Source organism: Deltaproteobacteria bacterium PRO3 (genome assembly GCA_030263375.1).
Classification (GTDB): Bacteria; UBA10199; UBA10199; order DSSB01; family DSSB01; genus DSSB01.
In genome coordinates this window covers 1-23,436 of record SZOV01000053.1, presented here as the reverse complement: position 1 = coordinate 23,436, position 23,436 = coordinate 1, and the positions used below count along the sequence as shown (strand labels likewise).

The following is a 23,436-nucleotide window of genomic DNA, read 5'->3' as shown; positions in this document are numbered from 1 at the left end:
CATTTTATCTTACAGACTTTTTTTCTTCATTTCAAATTTTAAATATATCCAATAAGACTAGCCTTAACAACAAATCTTTTTTCTGAAGTATATAAAGGAGTACAGGTGTATAAAGTAATTTCTCGGACTAATTCTGGATCAGGCTCTCTGACTTCTACCTGATCAGGATTAACTAGAAGAGTTTCGTAAACTTTGTACCAAAAAATACGGCCTTCCCAGTATATATAGATATCATCTCCATATTGCATCTCTTCTAAATTGTAGAAAGTATTGGTGTTTGGCGGAAGGTATTGAAACCTATGGCCGGCTAAGACCATATTCCCGCTTACAAGTGGAGTTGAAGATGCCGGCTCTCGCCAAACACCCTCATAAACATTCAGAATATCTAAAGTTTCTCCTTCAACAATTGCAGTATCTACATTTATTTTAGGAATATATAACTTATTACCTACTGTCGTTTGCTCATTATCTGTACTACCGGGAATTGTCTGGTCATTTACCGCAGCATCAGTAATTGCATTTTCTAAAGTTATTGGAAGATCATTACTATTTGGGACCAGAGCATAAATATGATATTGAATCTTCGGCCACATCGGATAAAGAAAATAAGCCATTAAAACTACTACTACTACAGCTACAAGAACTTTAACAACTTTTGAATCTGCTTTTTCAAATTTAAAATTCTTAACGTTAAACATTTGTGAGATAATTAAATTGTATTAAGTTTAATTATGAAAAAATTTGTATTTTTCATTTCCTTTGTTTTTGTAACTATCCTATTCCATTCTACACTATCTGCTACTCTTAAAGCAGTTACGTTTGAATACCCTGAATACAATGTAGACATTTCAATTAATACTGATTCATCGTTTACTGTTACTGAAAAAGCAGTTTATAGGGTTTATGGAGATTTTCATGGATTAAGAAGAGATTTGACTTTAGCCGACGCAAGAAGGGATGAGCTTTGCAGAGCCACAAGCAACTTATATTGCGGAGGCTTTGACAGAGTTGTTGTAAATTCAGTTAAAGATTTAAGTGGAAACGATATCACTAATCTTATTAAACTCTACGCGATTGAGGATGAAGATAATGATAAAAGATCTATGAGATTTGAATGGGAGATCTTCCCAAATGGTGAAAATCAAAATGGTACTCAGTTTGGATGGATATTGAACTACACAATCTATGGTGGAATTGCTGCTGTTGAAAACTCCCCATATTTTTACTGGAATTTATTACCAGAAAATAGAAGCGGGATTGTAGACAGCTCAGTTATAAGTATTAAGTTACCACAGTCTGCAGCACTTGACATCACTAAGCTGAAAGTCTATACAGACATGCTCTTTAGACAATCAAGTACAGAAAACTCTATTACTTTTCAGCTAAATAATTTACCATCATACGGTCCATTTACAGCTGCGTATCAATTTGAAAATTCAGAGATTCAATTACCGGGACAAATTACATATACCATAAGTCCTGCATTCTCATACAGTGTTTACTTAGATGGGATTAACGTTACAGATCAAGTAGATGGTGTTATTAAATCAGTAACTGCAGGACAGCATTTAGTCAGATTTGAACATATTGGTTATGAAGCAGTTGAACAACTAGTAGATGTTGAATCAGGTAAAACTAGAATTTTAGATATTAATTTAAAGCCGCATCCTTGGATGCATATACTTTTAATAATAAATAATTTGATATGTATATGCGGGTGCTTGCTAATTCCATTTGGGCTTTTAGCAGTCTATATGCACTATCGTAAAAGAGGTCGAGATAAAGATATGCCAAAAACTATAATTCCTTTATTTAAACCACCAGCAAACACCCGCCCATACTTAGTTGGCTCCCTTGCCGATGAGCAAGTCGATAGGCACGATGTAGTCGGTACCATTATCGACTTAGCATACAGGGGCTATTTAAAAATTAAAGAGATCGATAAAAATAAAAATTACGAGTTAACAAAATTAGAAGGTAAATCAAATGATCCTGGGCTTAACGAAATAGAAACTCAGATTTTTAATGCACTCTTTAAAAAAGGAGATATTGTTCAAACAAAAGATTTGGGTTCATCGTTTCCTTATGATTATGTAAAAATCCAACAAAATATTTATAAGGAGATGGTTAATGAAGGTTACTTTAACCGAGCGCCAAAAACTACTATTGGGCTTTATGCAGGATTTGGAGTTTTTGCAGTAGTTTTTGGCTTTTTAGCAACAATTTGTGTAACTACAATATTAATTACATTCTTAGGCGTAATAACTTTATTTACACCTGGAATTCTTATTGTATTTGTTGGCATTGCAATACTGATTATTGCCAAATTTATGCCAGCTAAAACAGCTAAAGGTAGCAAAGTGTATGCAGATATTTTAGGCTTTAAAATGTATATGCAAACTGCTGAACGCTTTACAGTTCAAAAGCTTGAGCCTGAACATTTTGTTAAATATTTAAGTTATGCAATCGTCTTTAAAATAGAAAAAGAATGGGCAAAAAAGTTTGAAGATATTTATAAAGGACAGCCTGAGTGGTTTGAAGGAACAAACGATATATATAATGCCTTATGGGTCAGCTCTTTTGCCAGAAGCTTTAGTAACTCTACAACTCAAAGTATGATGCCAATAACATCTGGTAGCTCCAGTGGAAGTGGATGGAGCGGCGGCGGATCTTTCGGAGGATTCTCCGGAGGAGGTGGCGGTGGCGGCTCCTCCGGCGGAGAAGAGTGAAACAGGCGGGTAAGGTGATTTTATGGTGCCCATGGAAACTCTAAAGCGTTGGTTCCAAAAGAAGGGCGACGAGGCCCCGGCGACCGTCGCTTCCGGCGGTCCGGTCAACCTGCGCCGCTTGATGCCTTACGGCGACCGCATGAACGACGGCGCCATGCAGCTCAGCTTCACGCTTCCGATCGATTGCACCCCCGAGGCCCGCGAGGCGGCCAAGGTCTACGTCGAGAAGCTCGGCTTCCACGAGGTCCACGTCGCGACCGCCGAGCCGATGGGCATGGGCTTTTCCTTCTTCGTCGTCTTCGCCCGCGCCAAGCACGCGATCGACTTCACCAAGATCAAGGCGCCCAAGGCCGAGTTCGAGCCGATGGACTTCGACCGGGTCAATCAATTCGCCCAAGAGAAGATCAAGAAGCGTCTTGTCGTGGTCGGCGCCACCACCGGCAGCGACGCCCACACCGTCGGGCTCGACGCGATCATGAACCTCAAGGGCTACGCGGGCGACCCGGGCCTCGAGCGCTACGCCTGTTTCCAGGCGATCAACCTGCGCTCGCAGGTCGACAACCGTGAGTTGGTCGAGAAGGCCGTCGAATTCAAGGCCGACGTCATCCTCGTCAGCAAGCTGGTCACGCAGCGCGGCCAGCATCTGCAGGACCTCAAGGACCTGCTTCCCCTCCTCAAGGAAAACAAAAAGCTCAACCACCCCCTGATCAAGATTGTCGGCGGTCCGCGAATGACGCACGCCGCGGCGGTGAAGCTGGGCTACGACGCGGGCTTCGGCCCCGGCACCACCCCCAGCGAGGTGGCGAGCTTCATCGTTCAAGAGTATTATAAAAAAATGAAGTGAGGCGCCGTATCCCCGGCCCGAATATTGCTTTCTTGTCCTTTGGGTTCGAATACCCTAAGAATGAGGACGATTTCGCTATGGATAAGTTTGAAAATTGGTTTCACACCCTGAATCGAAAGCTCGAGAAGGTCGGCGGCGACGTCTTGGCGGTGCGTCGGGAGCTCGGCGATATCCGAGATTTCATCGAGCGGCATCAGACCGACATTCGGCTCTGCAAATTGGCCATTGAGCGCGTCGATGAAAAGGTCGAGGCCCTGCGGAAGCCCTCCTGAGTCCGGTTTTCATTAGTTTTGTCATCTCTCCTTTTCGCTGTTAAACTTTAAATCATGGCACGGCGCCGTTATCAGGTGACGCATCGCGTCCGTATGAGTCCATCCGACGCCCATTATGCCGGGGATTTGGTGGACGGGGCGCGGATCCTCGGTCTCTTCGGGGACGTCGCGACCGACCTGCTGATCCAATCGGACGGCGAGGAGGGTTTGTTTCGCGCCTATGCCTCCGTGGAATTCCTCGCGTCGGTGCGCGCCGGCGATTTCCTCGAGGTGGAGGGGCGGATCGTGCGCTTCGGAAAGAGCTCCCGCGAGATGCGTTTCGTGGCGCGCAAGGTGATCGCGGCGGAGCGCGGCTCGGACCCGCCGGGGAGGGCGAGGGTTTTGCAGCGGCCGATCGTCGTGTGCCGCGCGGTCGGCACCTGCGTGGTATTGGGAGGCGCGAAAAAGAACTGAGAGCGAATGGTGCCGTAAAAACTATCAATAGATCGCCCCGAGGGTGGGGGAGAGGGTGTTCCTGGAGGGACCGAGGACTGTCTGAGCCTTCCTCAAGGTCTGCAAGGAGGGTTTGAAAGAGATGAAGCGAGAAGATTTGTGGGAGGGTCGATAGGAAACTTATCAAGGAGCGAGTTCCGCAGGGCCCGGAAGGAACACCCTCTCCCCCACCCTCGGGGCGCACCGCTATGTCTTCCAAACGCCGCAATACACCGGTCATCCTAACCTGCGCCCTGGTCGGCGCCGAGCTGACCCGAGAGCAGGCACCGTATCTTCCGCTCACCCCCGAAGAGATCGCCGTCTCCGCCGCCGAGGCAAGCGCCGCCGGCGCCGCGATCGTCCACCTCCATGTGCGCGACGCCCAAGGCCGCCCGACCTGCAGCGAGGAAATTTTCCGCGAGACCATCCGAAAGATCCGCGAGCGCTGCGACGTGATCGTCCAGGTCTCCACCGGCGGCGCGATCGGCGACAGCGACGAGGACCGAATGCGCCCCCTCGAGGCAGGGTCCGAAATGGCCTCGCTGACCACCGGCTCGGTGAATTTCGGCGACGAGGTCTTTCTCAACCCGAGGCCTTTCGTGGCCGCCCTGGCCCGCCGCATGAAGGAAAAGTGCATCAAGCCGGAGATCGAGGTCTTCGACGCCGCCATGCTGGAGGCCGGGATTGCCCTGGCCGAGCAGGGGCTGATCGACCCGCCCCTCCATTTCGATCTGGTGCTGGGCGTGCCCGGCGCCCTGGCCGCGACCGAGCGCAACCTCGACTTCCTGATCGGTGGCCTGCCGTCGGGCGCGACATGGTCGGTCGCGGCGATCGGCCGTCATCAATTTCCCATGGCGCGGATGGCGCTAGAGAAGGGTGGACACGTCCGCGTGGGTATGGAAGACAATATCTACCTGGAAAAGGGCGTCCTGGCGCGGTCCAACGCCGAGCTGGTCGCGAAGGCGGCCGCGATGGCGCGGGTGGCGGGAAGGCCGGTTGCCTCGGCGGCCGAGGCCAGGGAAATATTGAGTATCTCCTGAAAATCGTAACCGTAAATTTTTTTGCCTAATTTCGCAGGGGAGGGCGAACCCGAGGTTCGTCCCCACATTCTATGCCCGGAATCGGAATCGTCCTCAATCCCCACAGCAAGAAGCACAAGAAGGATCCCGACAAGATCAAGCAGCTGGGCTTCATCGTCGGCGACCGCGGCAGCTGCCAGGCCACCGAGGACTTGGCCGACCTGCGCCGCGTCGCCGAGGCCTTCAAGACCCGGGACATCGACATCCTGGCGATCGGCGGGGGCGACGGCACCAACCACGTGACACTCTCGACCTTCATCGAGGTCTACGGCGAGCAGCCCCTGCCAAAGGTCACCTTCCTGCGCGGCGGCACGATGAACACCCTGGCCAATGCCTGCAACATCAAGGGCGCGCCCGAGAAGATCCTCAGCAATCTGATCTACAAGTACCACGAGGACGAGCCCTTCGAGATGACCGAGATGGATCTCATGCAGGTCAACGACAAGTATGGCTTCATCTTCGGCTGCGGCGTCATCTTCCGCTTCATGCAGGCCTATTACACCGGGGCGCCGCCCTCGCCGCCCAAGGCCACCTGGACCCTCGTCCATTCCATCGCCTCGGCCCTGGTCAACGGCCCCTTCGCGCGCAAGATGTTCGCCCGCTACGACGCCGAGGTCACCGTCGACGGCAAGAAATGGCCCTTCGCCAACTGGTCGGCCCTGTACAGCGGCTCGATTCCGATCCTCGGCCTGAAGTTCCGGGTCTTCCATTACTCCGAGGCGATCGGGAAATTCCATGCCATCGGTTTCTCGCTGCCGCCGCGCAACGTCCTGCGCCACGTCGACGACATGTTTTTCGGAAAACCCTCGCGCTCGGAAAATTTGATCGAGCAGCCCGCCCAGGAGATGCGCATCGACCTGGTCGAGCCCATGCCCTACACGATCGACGGCGACATGATGCCCGCCGAAAAATCCTTCCGGATCCGGACGGGACCCCGCCTCAAGATATTGGTGAAGTAAGGCTATCGGGGAGTATCGCCCAGCTTGCGGAACAAGAGCCACGAGACCATGGCCTCGCCCGGCTCGATGGTCACCGCGGCTCCGCCCATGAGCGGCAGGTGGGTGCGGCGCTGCCGCACCTCGAGGAGCTCGAGGCCGCGGTCGCGCAGCACCAGGTTGGCCAGGTCCTCGACGGCCTCGTCGCGGTCGGCGAGGATGAAGGCCGAGCCTTCCGGGGCGAGCCGGGCCTTGATCTGGCGGTTCAGGAAGTCCTGCAAGGCGGCCTGGCGCTCGGGGCTGCTGCGCGGGGCGAGCTCGGAGAGCTGCCTCGGGAAGAAGGCCTCGATGAGATCGGCCGGAGGCATCTCCTCGGCCTCGGGGCGAAACTCGACCGCGGGACTGAAGTCGAACCTGTACTCGCCTGATTCGCGCTTGCGCTGGGTGCGCAGGTGCAGGCGCCGCTCGGTGGTGCGCAGCACGCTCAGGTCGTCGGAGAGGTGGGTCACGCGGTGACCCATCTCGGCGAGCTGGAAGGTGCGGGGCGCGTTTTCGTCCCCGATGATCGCGACGTGAAGGCCGGTGCGCTGCAAGTTGTAGCTGCCGTCCGGCAGCCGGGCATAAGGGGAATGAGGGTGAATCATCGCGTCCTCTATCTCCGCGGAATGTTCCCCCTCCAGGCCCCGCTGCAGCCAGGAGCGGGCGCGGCGGGCGTTCTCCAGCGGCTGCTGGATGAGCGCGGTATGGTCGATGAAATTGATCAGGTTGTTTGTCGACCGGTAGTAGTAAGTGAAAAAGCGGTGGATGTCCAAGGCGTCGCTGGGCGGCAATTCCCGGCCGGCGAGAATGGCCCGGTCCACCAGATGCTGGATGGTGCGATACTCGATTCCCAATTCAGCAAGATAGGGCAGCAATGCGGCGCGGGAGGGCTCTTGGCCAATGCGGTGCTGCAGTTCTTCGATGATGGCTTGCATTTCGCGAGCCGTGTCTCGGACGCGGGGCTCCCAACCTTTCGTGCCGTTTTCCCCGCGGTAGACGGAGAATAGGGATACCTCGATGCGGTCGATTTCGGCCTTGAGGTCGCGAAGCTGCAACGGATGGGCGACGATTTTGCCCCCGGAGGGCTCGATCCCCTCGTGAAAGGCGGGCGGACGATTGGAGGGGGAGGCCTTGGAATTATTGGACATAAAAACCGTGTTGGGCAGGAGGCCAGTTTCGCCCGCCAAGGCGGGACGCAGGGTCCCCGCGACGGGGAGCAGACCCGGCGCCGCGGGCGGCCGGGGCGTAAGGAGGCGTGAGGCCTCGAGATGGCGTCCCAGCGCCTCGAGGCGGCGCTCGTAGGAGCCGCCGGTGGCGCGGTGCAAGAGGCGTCCCCCGACGTGGAATTGCAACAAGGTCGCCAGGGATTCGACGACGGCGTTGGCCGCGTCGCCGCCCGGGCGCAGACCGAGATGCGCCTCGAGCGCATGGGCCCCCAAGATGCCGGTGAAGGCCGCGGCCTGGGGCAGGGCGGCGACCGAAAAGCGGGTGAGGGCGCTCGCCGACCCTTCGGACCTCGCGAGGCGGCGCGTGAGGGAGGTGGCCCCGGTGCCGGAACTTTTCAGCAGGAACAAGGTGATGCCGGCCGACAACAGCTCGTGCCCGAGGGCCTCGCGGCTCCAATCCAGCTCGCGGCCCAGCAGCGTGTGGAATCCTCGCGTCGCCAAGGTGAAGGCGGGGACCTCGAAGGCGAAGCCGGCGCCCCAGGAGAGGGCCCGTGCGCCGAGGCCCCGCGTGAAGAGCGAGGCGGTGGGCGAGGCGGCCAGACGGCTCAAGGTGGCGAGGCGCAGCGATTGAAAGACGGCGCCGCCCACGGCCATGCCCGCGAGCAAGGCCGGATCGGAGGCCTGTTGGGCGAAGTGCCGGCCGAGAAATTCGATGCGGGCGCCCAGGGGGCCGCGGCCTTGCAAGACCGCGAGTCGCTCTTCGGCGCGGCGTTGCAGGGGCCCGTCGCGATCGGTTCCCGCGACGGTCGCATAGATCTCCGCGGCGAGGTCGGCTCGTCCGGCGGTCTCCTGACGCAGGCCCAAGGAGAGCAGGCCCTCGGCCTGCAGCCCGGCATCGCTTTCGCGGCGAAGGTTGTCCATTTCGTCGTGCAAGGCCGCATCGTTGGAGTGGCGCCGCAGCAATGCGGCCAAGGCGTCCACGGCCTGAGGGGAAGTGGATAGAGGGGGATTAAGAAAGCTAGATGCCCCCGATGAAGATCTTACCCGGAAATTCAAGGGAATACTCCGCTGACAAAAAGGTGCTCAATTTAAGATGGATAAAAGGGCGATGAACACCCAGCGGACCTGGAATGGCTTAAATCCTGGAAGCTCGACCCACACTGTCTCTTATCCGTCTTCCTCTTACCTCCCGACGAAAAGAGATGCTTTGGTGATAAAGAAAATTGCCCGGGAAGGAAAGCGAAAAATGCTACAATTGAGCTAATTTTCGCAGGAAAACGAAGTTTCCGGATTCTTGGTCGGGCCGGGCGACCTCGACGGGCAAGTGTCCAGAGTAAGAACCTGCGATGACATCCGCCCACTCCCTTGAGGTCGCGATTTGTACCATTCTCTGTAAGGCCACGGCGTCGCGGCTGACCAGCAAGGCGATACCTCCGGGACGAAGGCGGTCGAAGACCAAGTCCTCCATCAGGCGCGCCCCGGACAGACCCGTCAGTTGCGGGGCCGAGGCGAGGTCGTAGCCCTCGAGGTATTCGGCGTCGCGCGTGCGCATCTTCCAATCTTGCCAGACGACGTGGACGCGATCGAGGCGGTCATGGCGAACCGCCTCTCCCGCCATTCGGGTGTAGCTCTCCGCGTCGGAGGCGACGATTTCGAGGGTGTGGCGGCGGGAGAGCGCGACTCGCTCCCGGGGAACCTCTCCGATCAGCACGACCTTGCGGCCCGTGCCAGGGATCTCCAGGTAGGGCGATTCGAACTCGTCGCGGTAGTCATAATGGGGCACTTGGACTCGCCTTGCGGGGTCCCTCGGATCGACGTTGAGGCGCGGGCGCAGGGGCCCCGGCTCCGAGAGGTGATCTGTCTCGGCGTCCGCGTTGACGCGATGGAATCGAAAGACGTCGCGGAACAGCCGCAAGCGGGCGTCGCTCGCGTTGAGGAGGGAACCCTCCAGGTCTCTCGCGACGCCGTTATTGATGTAGTTGATGGCCTTGTTCGGTACCCGGTACAAGGCGCCGACGAATTCCCGAATCTCCGGATTCGTCGAGGAGGGTAGGTCCTCGGCCTGGCGCAGGTCGTCCAGCATGCGGCGTACCCAGCGCAGCTCGCCTCGGATGCCGTTTAGGATCGGACGGTCGCCTGCATGGGGGAGATGGCGGTCCATGAGCTGAAAGTGGTCGAGCAGCTCCAGCGCGATGCGATGGCCCTGTTCGGCCCACATGGCTTCGCCGCTTTGCTCGTTGTAGGCGTAGTTCATCTCGAATTCCAAGCGGCTGAACTGGTCGCGAATCGCCTTGAAGAGCTCCGGATTCGCTCGGATCGGGATGTGTAGATCCTCGGCCCGCTCCGCCGGCGTCAGGCCCTGGCCGTTCAGGCGCTCCGGCGGTTTGCCTTCCTCGGAGGACATCATGAGGATGCTGGACCGCGCGGGCTCGGAGGCGACGCCGGCGAGGGCGGGACGGGGGCTCAAGACCTCCGCAAGGGAAGGCAGCGGCGGTCTCGGCCGGTTCACAGCCTCCAAACGCCGGTGCAGCTCTTCTAGGCGCGGTTCTTGCGAAAGCCCCATGCCGCGCAGCAGGCGTCCCGCGACGTGGAATTGCAGCAGGGTGGCCAGGGATTCGACGACGGCGCTTCCCGCGTCGGTCGTCGGGCGCAGGCCGAGTCGCGCCTCCAGCGCGTGGGCGCCGAGGATGCCGGCGAAGGCCGCGGTCTGGGGCAGCGCGGCGGCGGAAAATCGCGCGAAGGCGCTCGCCGTGCCGCCGTTCGCGGCTAGGCGATGCGTCAGGTTCGAGGCCGCGGCCCCCGATCCCTTCAGGAAGAATAAAGTGAGTCCGGCGGAGAGCAGGTCCCGCCGCAGGGCCTGGGCGCTCCAATCCTGTTCGTGTCCCAGCAAGGCGTTAAGCCCGCGGGCGCCGAAGGTGAAGGTCGGGATCTCGAGGGCGAAGCCGGCGCTCCAGGCCAGGCCGCGGGCGCCGACGCCGCGAGTCAAAAGCGATGCGGTGGGGGAGGCGGCGAGCCGGCTTAAGGTCGCGAGGCGGGCGGTCTGAAAGACGGCGCCGCCCAGGCACATGGCGCCAAGCATCGCCGGGTCGGCGGCCTGTCGGGCGAAGTGGCGGCCCAGCATTTCGAGGCGATCCCCAACCGGGCCGCTCCCTCGCAAGACGGCCAGGCGCTCGGCGGCGCGGCTTCGGGATCTCAAAGGAAAGTGATGGATAGAGATGACAGCGTAGATTTCGGCGGCGACGGCGACTTCTCCCCGAGTTTCTTCGCGGGCGGCGAGGGCGAGGAGCCCCTCCGCCTGCAGTTCCGGGTCGCCTTCGCGCCGCAGAGATTCCAACTCCGCGCGCCTGGCGAGACCGACGGGGTCTTGGGCGGGGAGCGCGGCGAGCAGGGTCCTGAGGGCCGAATCGGATGGAGAGAGGCGGGGCACGGCCAAAGACGGGCCGTCCCCTTGAAGATTCCTTACCCGGGAATTCAAGAGTCAACTCCGAAAAAAGATGAATGTTCGCCAAAGCTTAGGGCTTCGGCGGCCTGATCGGGGAAAGCGAGAAAATCCTCGGTATTCCGCGAGATTAGTTGCTTGGGCAAAAAAAGACGGCGGATCTCCGAACCATTCGGTTCACCGCCGCCTAGGTGCACTCAACGTCTTTTCTCTCCGCTACTCGCCCAAGGGCGAGGCGAAGACCGGGGCCAGCCCCTCGCGCGCGAAGACCTCGAGCTTCTCGGAGGAGAGCGTGGCGAGGCCGTCGGCGAAGAAATAGGCCCGCAGAAAGCTGTCGTAGGGGCCTTGCTCCGTAAAGGGCTTGTGCAGGTCGCCCAAGGCGCCGATCTGCAGCGTCGTGGGATCGACCGAGAAGAGGGCCAGGGTCGAGCCGCTCGCGTCCTCGAAGGGCACCGCGAAATGGCGCCGTGTCGGGTCCTGGCCCAAGGCCCGGTGGTCGTGGAAGACCGGGCTGTAGGCCCACTCGCCGGGGCCGCTCAAGACCCGCTGCCGGGCCAGCTTGGGACGGGAGGGGTCGCGGATGTCGAAGAGGTTGGCGACGACGCTGCCGTTCGCGCCGCCCTGTCCGATGCCGAGCAGCAGCGTGTCGGTGATCGCCTCGAGGTGAAAGGAGACGCCCTCGATCTCCAGCTCGCCCAGCTTGAGCGGATGGGCCGGGTCCTTCAGATCGAAGCAGGTGAGCGGGTCGATCTGCAAAAAGGTGATGACGCAACCGAGTCCGCCGACGAAGCGCGCGGCGTAGGGGACCTCGTCGGCCTCGAAGGGCCCGCTGCGGCCCAGCAACTCGAGCTTCTCGCCGACCTTCCGGTAGGTGCTGAGGTAGTTTCCGGCGGCCTCCGCCTGCTGCGCCTTCATCGCCGCGCCGGGGGCGCCGCCCTCGGCCGCGCCCGGGGCCCCGACCGCGACGCAGTCGTCCATGCAAATCGGGGAGAAATTTTGCACGTGGTGGAAGACGCGCAGGACGCCGTCCTTCTCGTCGAGGAAGAATTGGTTGGGGATATTGCCCGGCACCGAGGTCGCGGCGCTTATGGCCAGCAACGAGGGCCCGGAGCCGAGCTCGAATTGGTAGAGCTCGCTGCCGAGTCCCTCGCCGAAGTCGACGTTTTGCGCGAGGAAGAGGCGCTCGGGATTGGCGGCGATCAGCGTGCGCCAGGCCGGGGAGTAGATCGCCTGGGAGCGGACCTCGGCGCCCGACTCGTTTAAGTCGAGGATCGAGACCACCGCCGCGTTCAGCGAGCCCGGACTGTAGGCCGGGTCCAGGCTGGGATTTTCATAGAGGTAGACCTGGGTGCAGTCCACAACCGGCCCTTGGCCCTCGCCGAGGCTGCCCCGCCACGACTTGTTGGGGAGGATCTGCTCGTCCTTCAACTCCTCGAGGTAGATCGGCACGTGGCGCTCCGTGACCCACAGGATCTTGCCCGCCCCCGTGAGGGCGCGCGCCTCGAGGAAGTAGCCGGGGCTCTGCTCTTCCCTCAGCAATCGGGGCTGCTCGGGTTGCGTCACCTCGACCAAGGCCATCACCGACTTGGGCTCGACGGGGTTGGGGTAGATCTCGGGCGCCACGACGGTCTGAGCGGGGAGGGGAACCGGGCCGTCGCCGTAATAGTATCCGCCCTCGGTGCTGCCGAAGAGCGCGACGAAGGCGCGCCCGCCGGCTTGGAGGGCCACCGCCTCGGCCGGATAAAAGTCGAGCTCGAGGCTCGCGAGCAGCTGGGGCGCGGCGATGGGGCTGACGCGGAAGACCTTCAGGCTCTTCTTGTCTCGGCCCAAGGCGTAGAGCAGGCCGCGCGCCGCGTCGGGGAAGGCGAGGTCGCTCTGCAGCACCGCGCCGCCCTGGGCCGCGTCGTCGGCCGCCTCGGGGGCGCCGCCGGCGGTGGGCGCGGCCGGCGCCGCGAAAGGTTCGGCGACCGGCATGACGCGGTCGGGGAAATTTTTGACGCGCTCGGCGTAGCCCCGCGCGTAAGACCGGATCTCCTCGCAGCTTTGCGCGAAGCGGAAACTGCCGAGGGCCTTGGTCGGGGTTTGGGTCCCGCCCGAGCCGGAGCCGCAGGCGGCGAGGCTCAGCGCGAGGGCGCTCATCGCGAGGCAGAAAATTTTTCGTTTCATCTTAGGTCTCCTCCGGATCGATGAGCGCACCTTCTTCAAGATCTTCTTCCCCGCTCGGGGAATCCTCGATCAGGAAACTCTGCGGGCTCGGCGTGGGCGAGGCGCCTTCGAGGCTGGGCGCCGCGGCGGGGCCGCCGTCGTCGGCGCTCGTGGGCGCCTGGCCGCCGGAGGGCAGGTTGGGATTGCCGATCTCGGTGCCGCCCTGGCCGCAGGCGGCAAAGCCCGCCACCAGCAAGGTCAGGCAGAAGAGGCGCTTGAGGATGTTTTTCCAACCGCTCATGCCAGCTCCGTGAGATTGAAGAATTGAATGTTCATCTGATACACCGCCTCGCCGCGTCCCGCCTCCTCCGACATCGCGAGCACCTCTTTGCGAAACTGCCGGATCCGCTGCTTGATGCGCTCGGAGACGTCCTTGCTGACGGCGACGGTGACGGAGGAGATATCCCGCAAGGGCGCCGGCGTGTCGCGCAAGGCTTGCTTGGCCTGGTCCATCATGGCCTGGTGGAAACGGTAAGCCGCCAGCGAGGTGACCTCGTCGCCGGTAGAGAGAGGCGCCTGGCTTTGCATGAGCCGTCCGTCCTCGCCGCGCCGGACGAGGCCGAGGCGCTCCAGTAGGCGCAGGGCCCGCTTGACCTGGGCGGGGGTGACCCGGTGCCGTAATTTGGCGGCGATCCACTCGGGATCTTCCCTAAAATCCGCCAGCGCCACCAGCTCGCGGATCGCGACCGCGTACCATTGGTCGAAGTACTCGAATTGCGAATGTTCGAGGCGCTGCAGCGGCAGGTCGCGGCGCAGCAATTTCAGCTCTTCGTAGAGGCTTTCCTTCTCTTCGAGGGACTTCGCCTGGTTGAAGCGGACCAGTTGGGCGAAGAATTCGGCCTCGCGCGGCTCGAGCTCGAGGGCGCGGGCGACCTTGGCGGCGCTTTTTTCACTCAAGTTGCGCTGCCCCTCCATGACGAGCTTGAAAAAATTGGGGGAGGAGAAGCCGGCCTTTTGGGAGAGGGCGCGGTGGGTGAGTCGCGAGGTCTTCTTCAGGCGGGCGAAGCGCGCCTTCAGAAATTCGCGGTAGTCGAGATAGGAAAAGACCTTCTCCATGTCTCGCGGCTAGCATGGGTCGGCGGACGCGGCAAGGGATAAATAAGATAATTGTCAAAAAATAGAATACAAAAAAATAAAAATAATTAATAATTTTAAATAATTAAATTATTTAAAGTAAAAATTAATTTTTTAATAGAATACAAATTTCTCTCCACGATGGCCTCGCGCCCACGCTTCGTCGCTACCTAGAAAATGCCCCCTCGTCATCATGCCGTCACCTGCATCGGGTGATGGAGGTTGACAAGGCCGCCGGGATCCTGCGAAGGGGACCAACTCTTCGAGACGTTTTTTGGGTTCAGGGGAAGCCGATATCGGCTTCGGGTCGGATTCGGCCCGGCACGCACCGGAGTATTTCCGGGAAATGGCCCGGCGCGGATGCCGTTTGCCAAGGTGGGTTTCACCACAATTTAGGATGTTTATGAGGACGCAGGGAATCGAGCGCCTGCTGCCGAGTCGCGAGACCTTATCCACATCGCGCGCGGCGGGAGCTGCTACTGAGGATGCATCGTTGTTGGATCGTTGGCTGCGCGCGCCGGAGTCGGCGCGGCGGCTGGACGCCGCCGAGCGGGCGGAACTGGCCGCGCTGCGCGGAGAAGCGGACGCTGGTCTGTTCTACGAAGGCCTTTTGGCCTTCGGCGCAGGGCGGGAGCGCGCCGGGCGCCTGGACTTGGCGGCGGAGATCTACGCGGAGGTTGCGGCCGCGGCGGGGCCGGAATGGGCCGCCCGCGCGCGCCGCCGCTTGGACGCCGTGACGGGCCGGGGCGCCGCGGGGCCGCGCGCGGAATTCCTGCTGCGCCGCCTCGCCCATGAGGCCTCCGACCCCGCGATGCTCGCGGGGATGGGCACGGCCGGCATGGTCTTTCGCCTGACGCGCCTTGCGGTCCTGGGCCGCTTGGCGGCGACGCCGGCGATGGGACTTTTCAGCCGCGGTTTCGGCGCGCGGGCCCTGGCCTCGCTTGCGGGCTTCGCCCTCGAGGCCCCGGCCTTCACCCTCGCGACCAAGGGGGCTGGGGAGGTCCTCGGCCGGGATCAGGATTGGAGCGGCGGGGTCTTGGCGCGGGAGATCGCCTCAAGCTACCTGGTGTGGGGGGGAGTGAAATTGGCGGGGTGAGGCAGCGGCGCGGCCTATCGTCGTTTTGCGGGGCCCGTGGGGCCCGTTCGCGCACGGCCCCTACGGGCACTCTTCCAGCAAACGGGCATGCTCGGCGGCATCCTCCTCGGCCACGCCGCGGAAGAGCGCCTCGGCCTGCGCCCCCGCGTCGACGGCGCGACCACCCTAGTCGATTCTCTCGCCACGCTCTTGCAGTTCCACGTCGCCGGCCGCCTGGGGCGGCAGGCCTTCGGCGAGGGTTTCGCAAGCTGGGAGCGTTCGCTGGACCTGCAGTCGGAGGCCCTCGCCTCCCGTCCTCGCTTCGCTGCCGCGACGCCCCTTGCCTCGCTCTTGGGCCCACGCCCCGCCTTCGCCGCGATGATGTCCGCCACGCCGGCCGAGGAGCTTTTGGGCGGCGCCGGTCCCGAGGCACCGATGCCCCGCGAGAGCGCCATCCGTCCCGCGCCGCCGCGCCCTGCGTCCGAAGGAGTCGAGCGTCCCAGTGCGGAGGGCGCTCTGCGGCGCCTGCTCGCCGAGGCCCTTCCCTTGGAGGAGACGCAGAAGCGCGAACTGATTGTCCGCATACAAGCGGGGGATCGCGCGGCCGCCGAGGCCTTGATCCGCTCCGACATTCGCTTCGTGGCGAATCGGGCCCGCCATTACGCCCGTGTCTTCGGCTTGCAGGGCCAGGATTACCTCGATCTTGTCCAGGAGGGATGTCGTTCCCTGGTCAAGACCGCCGAGCGCTTCGACTTGAACCGCTCTAACAAGTTTCTCACCTACGCCTCTTGGTGGGTGCGGGCCGACCTCACCCGTTACATCCTCGACCACATGCAGGATATCCGGGTTCCGGTCCACCGCAGCGAGATGCTGCGAACCCTGCGCCGGGAGATCGCCGAGCTGCGCCGCGAGGGCGCGGACTACGGGATCGCCGAGCTGGCGGAGCGCCTGGACCTTACCGAGCGACAGGTGACCGATCTGCAGGCCCAAGGCGGAAACGGTCGCGCCCTTCGCCTGGAGGCGCCGATGGGGCCGGAAGGCGAGGTCAACCTCCTCGACCTGATCCCGGCCTCCGGCCCGGCGCCCGACCAAGCCTTGGTCGGCGGGCGCTTGCTCGGTCAGATCCGCCGTTTTATCGAGAGCCGGAATTCCGAGCGAGAGCGAGTCGTGCTGGAAGCTCGGCTCTTGGATCCCGCCGAACCGTCCCAAGTCGAGATCGCCGAGCGCCTGGGAATGACGCGCGGCGAGGTCAAAAATTTGGAAAAGGCGCTGCTGGCGCGGCTGCGACATTACTTGTCCGCGGGAGGGCTGCGCCAAGACGGCGAGGGCGTTCTGATCGACGCCGCTCTACCCGGCACAGCCGGTCTCGAGCCGCTCGGCGGAGACAGGGGGAAGGCCCGGGAGTCGGGCGCCACCGAGGCCGGGAGCGCCGCGGAGAATCCGCGTCTCGAGTTCCCGCGCGAAGCCCTGCGCCCCCGCATCGCCGTGATCGGTTTCGGCATGGCGGGCGTGGGCGCGACCAACGCGCTTCGCAACTACCGCTTGTTCAGCGAGGATCCGCGCGATTTTCATCCCGAGATCACCGTCTTCGAGGGGATGAATCGCGTCGGCGGCAAGGTGGCGCCCGACAACCTCGGGGCGCAATTTATCGACCGCTCTCGCTTCTATCCCATCGACCGCCTGATCCGAGACCTGGGCCTCGAGGCCGGGCCCTTGCGCGCGGACTACGATTCGGCGCCCTTCGTCGACCGCTCCGGCGTCTCGATGTCCGGCGCCCAATTCTCCCAGGCCCTGCGCCTGGTCCGCCAGGCGGCCCGCGAGGCCCTGCGGACGCGCCCCTGGGAGGAGCTGGACCGACAGGGCGCCGCCGACTTCATTCGCGGGCTCGGCGGGCGGAACGGCCCACTGGACGCCGCCGAGGTCGAGGCCATGGTTTCGCGGCTTGGCTTCGAGGAAGGCACCCTCGACGTCTCACTGCTCTCCTTCGCCATCAACTTGGCGAAGAGCGAGACCCCGATGGAGCGCTACGAGATCGTCGGCGGCCTCCACCGCCTACCCGAGGCCGAAGGCCGGGCCGTCGAGGCCGCCGGGGGTCGCGTCCTGCTCGGCCATCCCGTGCGCGGCGTCGAGCAGATGGCGGACGGTCTGAAGGTCTTTTTCAACCGAGACGGGGCCTTGCACGAGGAGCGCTTCGACTACGGCATCCTCGCCCTGGCGCCCGAGCACCTGCGGCGCGTCGAGTTCCGGGACACGCAGATGCCCCTGGAGGTCCTGGCTCGGCTCGAGCCCGCCCACATCGTGAAGAGCAACCTGCGCAGTAACCTCCCGGGCCCCGAGGCCGAAAGGGCCACGGCGCGCTACGCGATGTGGTTTTCTCCCGACGAGCACCGGCCCGGTAGCCCCATGACGACCTTCTTCCACGGCTGGAACGGTGAGCCGAGGCTGACGCCGGGCGAGTTGATCCGCGAGGCCTACGGCGTCCGGGACCCCGAAGCCGTGGTGGAATTCGCCTCGCAGGCCTGGGACGGACGGCTCCAGGACGGTATCGCGCATTTTTACACCACCATGCCCCAGCCGGGGCGGGGGATGGAGGTGCTGCGTTTTGCGATGGACCAATATTTCGCGGGGCGCTACGATGGCGAGCGCCTTAAGGCGGCCAACCACGTCCTCGGCCTGGGTTGCTATATCCGCGACGCGGCCCTCTCCGGCGAATGGGCGGCCGTCTCCCTCCTGCGAGGGATGGGGATGGATGTCCGCAAGGCCTTCCTCCGCAGTCCCCGTCCCGAGCGCGAGCTGACCGGCGCGGAACGCATCCGATGATACCAAAATTCCGTTTCCCTTCCTGGTTGGCCTTAATTCTGCTCGTTCTTTCCGCCTGCTCGCCGCAGCCGGGTCCCAAGACGAAGGACATCGTCAGCGCCAATGGCAAGCTTCGCATCACCGTGCCGGCCGCCTGGCAGGAGAAAAAGGGCCTCAACGACTCGGCCGACCTGCAGGCCGCTTATACGCCGAGCGAGATGTACGTGGTGGTCTTGAGCGAGCCCAAGGAAGACCTGCAGGACATGACGCTGGATCAGCACTCCAAGCTGACCCGCGAGGCCCTGCTGACGGGCGTGAAGGATCCGGTCGTCACCGGTCCCTTCGCCCTCCAGGTCGACGGGCGGCCCGCCGTTCAATACGAGATCCGCGGCGGCGTCGACCACGTGAAAGTGGTCTACCTCCACGTCACGGTGGACGGCCTCAAGTATTATCACCAAATCCTCGCCTGGACCGTACCTTCGCGCTTCGAGGCCAACAAGCCCACCTTGGAGGGCGTCGTCCAGCGTTTCAAAGAACTCCCTTAGTTCCTTAGAAGGTGCGCATGCGCCGCCTCCTCTCATTGCTGTTCGTGTCAGTCTTCTCGGTCCTGCTGGCCCCGGCCTGCGGCAAACCGGCCCCGGAATCCCGGACGGTCTACGGCCTCGGCGGGAAGATCCAGGTCGAGCTGCCTCCGGGCTGGGAGGAGATGCCCGACCTGCACGAGTCGGCTGACATCGAGGCCGGGAGCAAATCGGCCGACGCCTATCTGGTGGTGGTCAGCGAGCGGCGCGAGATCCTGCGCTCGAAGACCCTGGAGGATTATTCCCAGTTCACCCGGGACGCCTTGGTCAGTACGATGAGTTTTCCGCAACACTTGGGGCCGCGCCGCAAACGCATCGACGGCAGGCTCGCCTTGCAGTATGAAATCCGCGCCATCGGGAAATTCGGGACCCGCCTGGTCGAGCTGCACACCGTGGTCGAGAGCCCGGAGTATTTCCATCAAGTCGTCCTGTGGACCAGCGCCGAGCGCTTCAAGGCGAACGAGCCCGAGATGCTGGCGATCGTCGAGAGCTTTCGCGAGAAGTGAGGACGGAACCATGCCGATTGAAATTTGCTTCCTGAGGCACGCCATCGCCGCCGAGCGCGGCTCCGACTGGCCGGTCGACGCCGAGCGGCCGCTCACCGAGTCGGGCCGTCGCAAGATGATCGCGGCGGCGCGCGGGATGGGCCGGCTCGGTCTGCGCTTCGAGGCCCTGCTCACCTCGCCCTTGCTTCGCGCCGTGCAGACGGCACGGATCGTCAAAAAATACCTGCCTTTCGAGGGGTCGCTGGAGACGGCGGAGGAACTAGAACCTTCCGGCCCGCTGCGGGAGCTGCTGCGCCTGCTCAAGGGGCGCCGCGAGCGGAGTTTCCTCTTGGTCGGGCACGAGCCGGCGCTGAGCGGGTGGATCGGGGAGCTGCTGCGCCTGGGGCCCGCGGCCTCGGTGGAGATGAAGAAGGGGGCGCTCTGCCGGATCGCTCTCGAGCGGGCAGAGGCGGGGGCCGCGGCGGAGCTTTTGGCGTTGATTCCGCCCAAGGCGCTTCGGTGTTGCGGAAAATAAAGGCGATCGGCGGGCCGACAGGGCGCGCGTCTTTCCCGGCGCGCCGGCAATCGCCTGGAGGCGAGGCGGCTTTTATTTGACGACGCGCATCCTTGGCCCGGTCTTATCCTCCACCTCCCTGTCCCAAGGCGCGGCCGGAGCCTTGACCGCGGGAGCCCCGGCCTTTTCCTTCAGGCAGAACAGGGTCTCGCGGCCCGAGAGTTTTTCGAACAAGTCGCATTTCTGCTTCGCGTCCCAAAGCTCGTACTCGGCGTCGTTGTGCGCGGAGAGCAGGAAGGTCGCCCGTTTCTTCTTCACTCGCACCTCGACGGAGTCGACCACCGCGAAGTGCGAGCGGTCCAGGGCGTCGGCGATCCGCAATATTCCGGCCAGCCAGGAGACCCGGCGGCGGGTGCGCCTCGGCAGCGCGGCGTATTCCGGATGGCCGCTTCGGGGCAGGCCGCGGCGGTGGTAGCGCGCGACGAGGGCGAGGACGTCGATCTCCTCGTCGGAGAAGCCGTTCAGGCCGGCGTTCTTGATCAGGTAGTAGGCGTGCTTGTGATGCTTGGAGAAGCTGATGTGGTAGCCGATGTCGTGGAGCAGCGAGGCGTACTCCAGCAGCTCGCGGTCTACGCCCGCCAACCGGTGGAGCTTCTGCGTCCGGTCGAAGACCTGCAGCGCGAGCTTCGCGGTGTGCTCGGCATGTCCCTTCTCGTAATTGCACTTGGCGGCCAGCCGCAGGACGTTGCGCAGCCTCACGTCGGGGATGGTCTCCTCGCTCTTCAGTCGGAAGCGGTGGCGGGCGATGTAGTCGTAGACCATGCCCTCGCGGATCGCCTTGTCGCAGAGCCTCAGCTCTTTGATGCCCAGTCCTTTCATGAAGGCCAAGGCCACCGCGGCCCCGCCGACGATCAGGTCGTTGCGCAGCGGGTCGAGGCCCTTCATCGCGGCCCGTTCCTCGGCGGAGGAATGGGCCAGCCTCTGATAGAGCTCTTTCATATCGCCGTACTCGAGACTGCCGTCGCGGGGCGAATACTCCTGACCCTTGTTCTTCGCGTAAAAGGCCATCGCCGCCAGGTTGTTGAGCGTGCCGGAGGTGCCGATGGCGCGGCCGAATCCCAGGGCCTTGATCTGCGGCAGGATATTTTTCAGCTGCGCGGCAATGTGCTTTTCGAGGCGGCGCAGCTCCTTTTCTCCGTCCTTTTGCAAAAAGAGCTGGTTCAGCCGCGCGGCCCCCAGTTTGAGGCTCTTCAGAAAGAGGATGCGCTGCGGGTTGACAACCAGGATCTCGACGCTGCCCCCGCCGATGTCGATGATGAAGGTATTGCCCTCGGGAAGCTCCAGCGAGTGCTTGACGCCCAGGTAGATGAGGCGTCCTTCCTCCTCGCCGGTGATGACGCGGACGCGGATCTTCGTCTCTTTCTTGATCTTGCGGATGAAATCGCCGCCGTTGGAGGCCTCGCGGACCGCGGAGGTGGCGACGGCGACGATCTTTTGGATGCCCTTGCTCTGAGCCAGGAAATAGAATTTGCGGATGGTGGCGAGGCCGCGCTCCATCACCGCCTTGCTCAGGTAGCGCTTCGCCATGGTGCCGTCGCCCAGGCGCGTCATCTCTTTTTCGCGCCCGATCACCTCGAAGGTGAAGTTGGGGTGGATCTCCGCCATCAGCATGTGGATGGAGTTGGTTCCGATGTCGATGACGGCGATTCTCATGGCACCTCACGCGGGAAGAGGGCGCCGAGGCGGCGGCCTTGGCGCGAAAGAAAGCTTTTTTCCAATGCGGCGACCTCGTCGGCGAGCCCCGCCTCGAACCGGGCGAGGGCGCGGCGCGACTCTTTTTTGGCGATTGTGCGCGACACCCTCGGATCTTGCAACCACTGACGCAGGACCTCCAAGTCGTGCATCGCCCCGATGTGGTCCTGCAGGGTCTTCAGGGTGCGCAGCTCGGGCTCGGCGCGGCGGAGGGCCTCGGCGTGGATCTCGAGGAGGTAGCGGTATTTCTTCAGGGCGATCCGGAACTCGTGGAGGCGATGCATGTCGGGGGCGCGGCGGTACTCGCGGAGGGCGCGGGCCGCGCGGGACCGCGCCGCGCGCAGCCGGCGGCGCAGGGCGGGGAGAAAGCGACGGCCGGCGTCCGGGTCTTCCCATCGGTCGAGGGGAACCGGCTTGAGCGAGGCTTGGAGCCGGCGCGAGGCCTTCGCCAAGCCTCGGCGCGCTTTTCGCTGTTGCCGACGAAGCGCCGTAATCGCGTCGCGCAAGGGGCGGCGTTCCGAGGCGGGGACCTTGGACAGGTGGTCCTCCATGAGCTTGGCGCTGACATCCAGGCTGCGAATCGGGCTCAGTAGGCGTGTCAATTTTTTGACCGATTTTTCCGTGGATTTTAAACGGTTTTTTTGAGGTTCCGCCTTGAGCGCCGCCAGCATGGCGCGGACCCTCCGCGACAGGACCCTAAGCCGATGGATGGTGCCTCGGGAAGACTTCGAATCTAATTTACGGATATCTTTAGATAAATTTGAGAGCTTTTTCTGGAGTTGCCGGGAGAAGCTCCGCCAGGCGGTATCGGGATCCGTCGATTTTTTTTTCTTGAGAGGCATCGTGATTCTATTCTCTCAATTTGAGAAACGTTATCAAAATGATCAAGCTCGAAGCGGGGCGAACCAGTCTTCTTATTCAAAAATCAAAATAAATCAATAGTTTAACGAGATAATTTTTTTTCCATGTTGGCACTATCATTGCAATTTACAGGGGCAAGACCGGGTTCCGGGCCGGGACCGAAGGCTTCGATGATCTAGGGGTGGAGATGAGGGCCACAGGTAAGGGCGCCTCGTCTTAAGTGATAGTGGGTGGAGCCAATCGGCCCGGGGAGCCAGGGGGTTAACCCAATCAGGGTTCTCGCAAGCGGTGCCAAGCTTGCGGGAAAGACTGATTGGGTTTTTTTTTTGACTGGACCCCGCCACGCCATTTTGTCTAATCCCCCTCTTAAATAAAGATTTCGCATTCTTCCCATGGGAGTTTAACGATGAGCGACACGATCCTGAAACTTTTGGGTGACGAGGCGGAAGGCCTGCTCGGGCACCAATGCAAGACCGTTTCCAAGGAGAGCCTGCACCTGCCCGGCCCCGACTTCGTCGACCGGGTCTTCGCGCCGACCGACCGCTCGATCCCCGTGCTGCGAAACCTGCAGACCCTCTTCAACCACGGGCGCCTGGCGGGCACGGGCTATCTTTCCATTCTGCCCGTCGACCAGGGCATCGAGCACAGCGCCGGCGCCTCCTTCGCGCCGAACCCCGTCTACTTCGATCCGGAAAACTTGGTGAAGCTCGGCATCGAGGGCGGGTGTAACGCGGTCGCCTCGACCTTGGGTGTGCTCGGCTCGGTGGCGCGCAAGTACGCGCACAAGATCCCCTTCATATTGAAGATCAACCATAACGAGTTTCTGAGCTATCCCAACACCTACGACCAGAGCCTCTTTGCTCAAGTCGAGCAGGCCTTCGACATGGGCGCGGTCGGCGTCGGGGCGACGGTGTACTTCGGCTCGCCGGAGAGCCGCCGCCAGATCTGGGAGATCAGCCAGGCCTTCAAGCGCGCCCACGAGCTGGGGATGGTGACCATCCTCTGGGCCTACCTGCGCAGCTCGGCCTTCAAGACGAAGGACCAGGACTACCACGTTGCGGCCGACTTGACCGGCCAGGCCAACCATCTCGCGGCGACGATCGAGGCCGACATCGT

Annotated in this window: 19 protein-coding genes; 11 read left to right on the top strand and 8 right to left on the bottom strand. The window is 61.5% G+C overall.

The window, feature by feature from the left end; translation table 11 throughout:
- Window positions 1–38: 38 nt before the first annotated feature.
- A complete protein-coding gene (locus tag FBR05_09410) occupies window positions 39–698 on the bottom strand; it encodes a class E sortase (protein ID MDL1872412.1) in 660 nt (219 codons plus the stop codon).
- Window positions 699–731: 33 nt separating this feature from the next.
- Between FBR05_09410 and FBR05_09405 the strand changes: the two genes are divergently transcribed.
- The 6 genes from FBR05_09405 (at window position 732) to FBR05_09380 (ending at window position 6,354) form a co-directional block, all read left to right on the top strand.
- Window positions 732–2,729 carry a DUF2207 domain-containing protein gene (locus tag FBR05_09405; protein MDL1872411.1) on the top strand — a complete coding sequence of 666 codons (1,998 nt, stop codon included), beginning with the start codon at window positions 732–734 and terminating at the stop codon, window positions 2,727–2,729.
- Between the two features lie 31 nt (window positions 2,730–2,760).
- The gene (locus tag FBR05_09400) at window positions 2,761–3,573 is read left to right on the top strand and encodes a hypothetical protein (GenBank protein MDL1872410.1); all 813 of its coding nucleotides are present in this window, start codon (window positions 2,761–2,763) and stop codon (window positions 3,571–3,573) included.
- 77 nt (window positions 3,574–3,650) lie between these two features.
- A complete protein-coding gene (locus tag FBR05_09395) occupies window positions 3,651–3,845 on the top strand; it encodes a hypothetical protein (GenBank protein ID MDL1872409.1) in 195 nt (64 codons plus the stop codon).
- 93 nt (window positions 3,846–3,938) lie between these two features.
- The gene (locus FBR05_09390; protein ID MDL1872408.1) at window positions 3,939–4,298 is read left to right on the top strand and encodes a 3-aminobutyryl-CoA ammonia lyase; all 360 of its coding nucleotides are present in this window, start codon (window positions 3,939–3,941) and stop codon (window positions 4,296–4,298) included.
- 227 nt (window positions 4,299–4,525) lie between these two features.
- Entirely contained in the window at window positions 4,526–5,356 is an 831-nt protein-coding gene (locus FBR05_09385) for a 3-keto-5-aminohexanoate cleavage protein (GenBank protein MDL1872407.1), read from the top strand.
- A 71-nt stretch (window positions 5,357–5,427) separates the two neighbouring features.
- Window positions 5,428–6,354, top strand: a complete 927-nt coding sequence (locus FBR05_09380; GenBank protein MDL1872406.1) for a hypothetical protein — start codon at window positions 5,428–5,430, stop codon at window positions 6,352–6,354.
- A 2-nt stretch (window positions 6,355–6,356) separates the two neighbouring features.
- Here FBR05_09380 and FBR05_09375 read toward each other — a convergent pair whose 3' ends face one another.
- From FBR05_09375 to FBR05_09355, 5 genes are all read right to left on the bottom strand, one after another.
- Window positions 6,357–8,507, bottom strand: coding sequence for a hypothetical protein (locus tag FBR05_09375; protein ID MDL1872405.1), 2,151 nt, complete (start codon window positions 8,505–8,507; stop codon window positions 6,357–6,359).
- 277 nt (window positions 8,508–8,784) lie between these two features.
- Window positions 8,785–10,968 (bottom strand): hypothetical protein, encoded by a 2,184-nt coding sequence (locus FBR05_09370; GenBank protein MDL1872404.1) that lies wholly within the window; start codon window positions 10,966–10,968, stop codon window positions 8,785–8,787.
- Window positions 10,969–11,190: 222 nt separating this feature from the next.
- A complete protein-coding gene (locus FBR05_09365) occupies window positions 11,191–13,140 on the bottom strand; it encodes a hypothetical protein (protein MDL1872403.1) in 1,950 nt (649 codons plus the stop codon).
- Window position 13,141: 1 nt separating this feature from the next.
- Window positions 13,142–13,420 carry a hypothetical protein gene (locus FBR05_09360; protein ID MDL1872402.1) on the bottom strand — a complete coding sequence of 93 codons (279 nt, stop codon included), beginning with the start codon at window positions 13,418–13,420 and terminating at the stop codon, window positions 13,142–13,144.
- Complete coding sequence (locus tag FBR05_09355; GenBank protein ID MDL1872401.1) at window positions 13,417–14,235, bottom strand: TIGR02147 family protein; 819 nt, start codon at window positions 14,233–14,235, stop codon at window positions 13,417–13,419. The genes FBR05_09360 and FBR05_09355 overlap by 4 nt, the downstream gene beginning before the upstream one ends.
- A 421-nt stretch (window positions 14,236–14,656) precedes the next feature.
- On the opposite strand from FBR05_09355, the gene FBR05_09350 reads away from it, so the two are divergent.
- From FBR05_09350 to sixA, 4 genes are all read left to right on the top strand, one after another.
- Entirely contained in the window at window positions 14,657–15,349 is a 693-nt protein-coding gene (locus FBR05_09350; GenBank protein MDL1872400.1) for a hypothetical protein, read from the top strand.
- Window positions 15,350–15,436: 87 nt separating this feature from the next.
- Window positions 15,437–18,148, top strand: coding sequence for a sigma-70 family RNA polymerase sigma factor (locus FBR05_09345; protein ID MDL1872399.1), 2,712 nt, complete (start codon window positions 15,437–15,439; stop codon window positions 18,146–18,148).
- Window positions 18,145–18,672 (top strand): hypothetical protein, encoded by a 528-nt coding sequence (locus FBR05_09340; protein ID MDL1872398.1) that lies wholly within the window; start codon window positions 18,145–18,147, stop codon window positions 18,670–18,672. Before FBR05_09345 ends, FBR05_09340 begins: the two co-directional genes overlap by 4 nt.
- Window positions 18,673–19,047: 375 nt before the next feature.
- Window positions 19,048–19,728 carry a phosphohistidine phosphatase SixA gene (gene sixA, locus FBR05_09335; GenBank protein ID MDL1872397.1) on the top strand — a complete coding sequence of 227 codons (681 nt, stop codon included), beginning with the start codon at window positions 19,048–19,050 and terminating at the stop codon, window positions 19,726–19,728.
- A 72-nt stretch (window positions 19,729–19,800) separates the two neighbouring features.
- Here the strand turns inward: sixA and FBR05_09330 are convergent, their stop codons facing one another.
- Window positions 19,801–21,420 carry a Ppx/GppA family phosphatase gene (locus FBR05_09330; GenBank protein MDL1872396.1) on the bottom strand — a complete coding sequence of 540 codons (1,620 nt, stop codon included), beginning with the start codon at window positions 21,418–21,420 and terminating at the stop codon, window positions 19,801–19,803.
- Window positions 21,417–22,301 (bottom strand): CHAD domain-containing protein, encoded by an 885-nt coding sequence (locus tag FBR05_09325; protein MDL1872395.1) that lies wholly within the window; start codon window positions 22,299–22,301, stop codon window positions 21,417–21,419. Before FBR05_09325 ends, FBR05_09330 begins: the two co-directional genes overlap by 4 nt.
- Window positions 22,302–22,726: 425 nt before the next feature.
- Here FBR05_09325 and FBR05_09320 point away from each other — a divergent pair.
- Window positions 22,727–23,436, top strand: a 710-nt coding sequence (locus tag FBR05_09320) for a class I fructose-bisphosphate aldolase (GenBank protein ID MDL1872394.1), incomplete at its 3' end; no start/stop codon positions are given.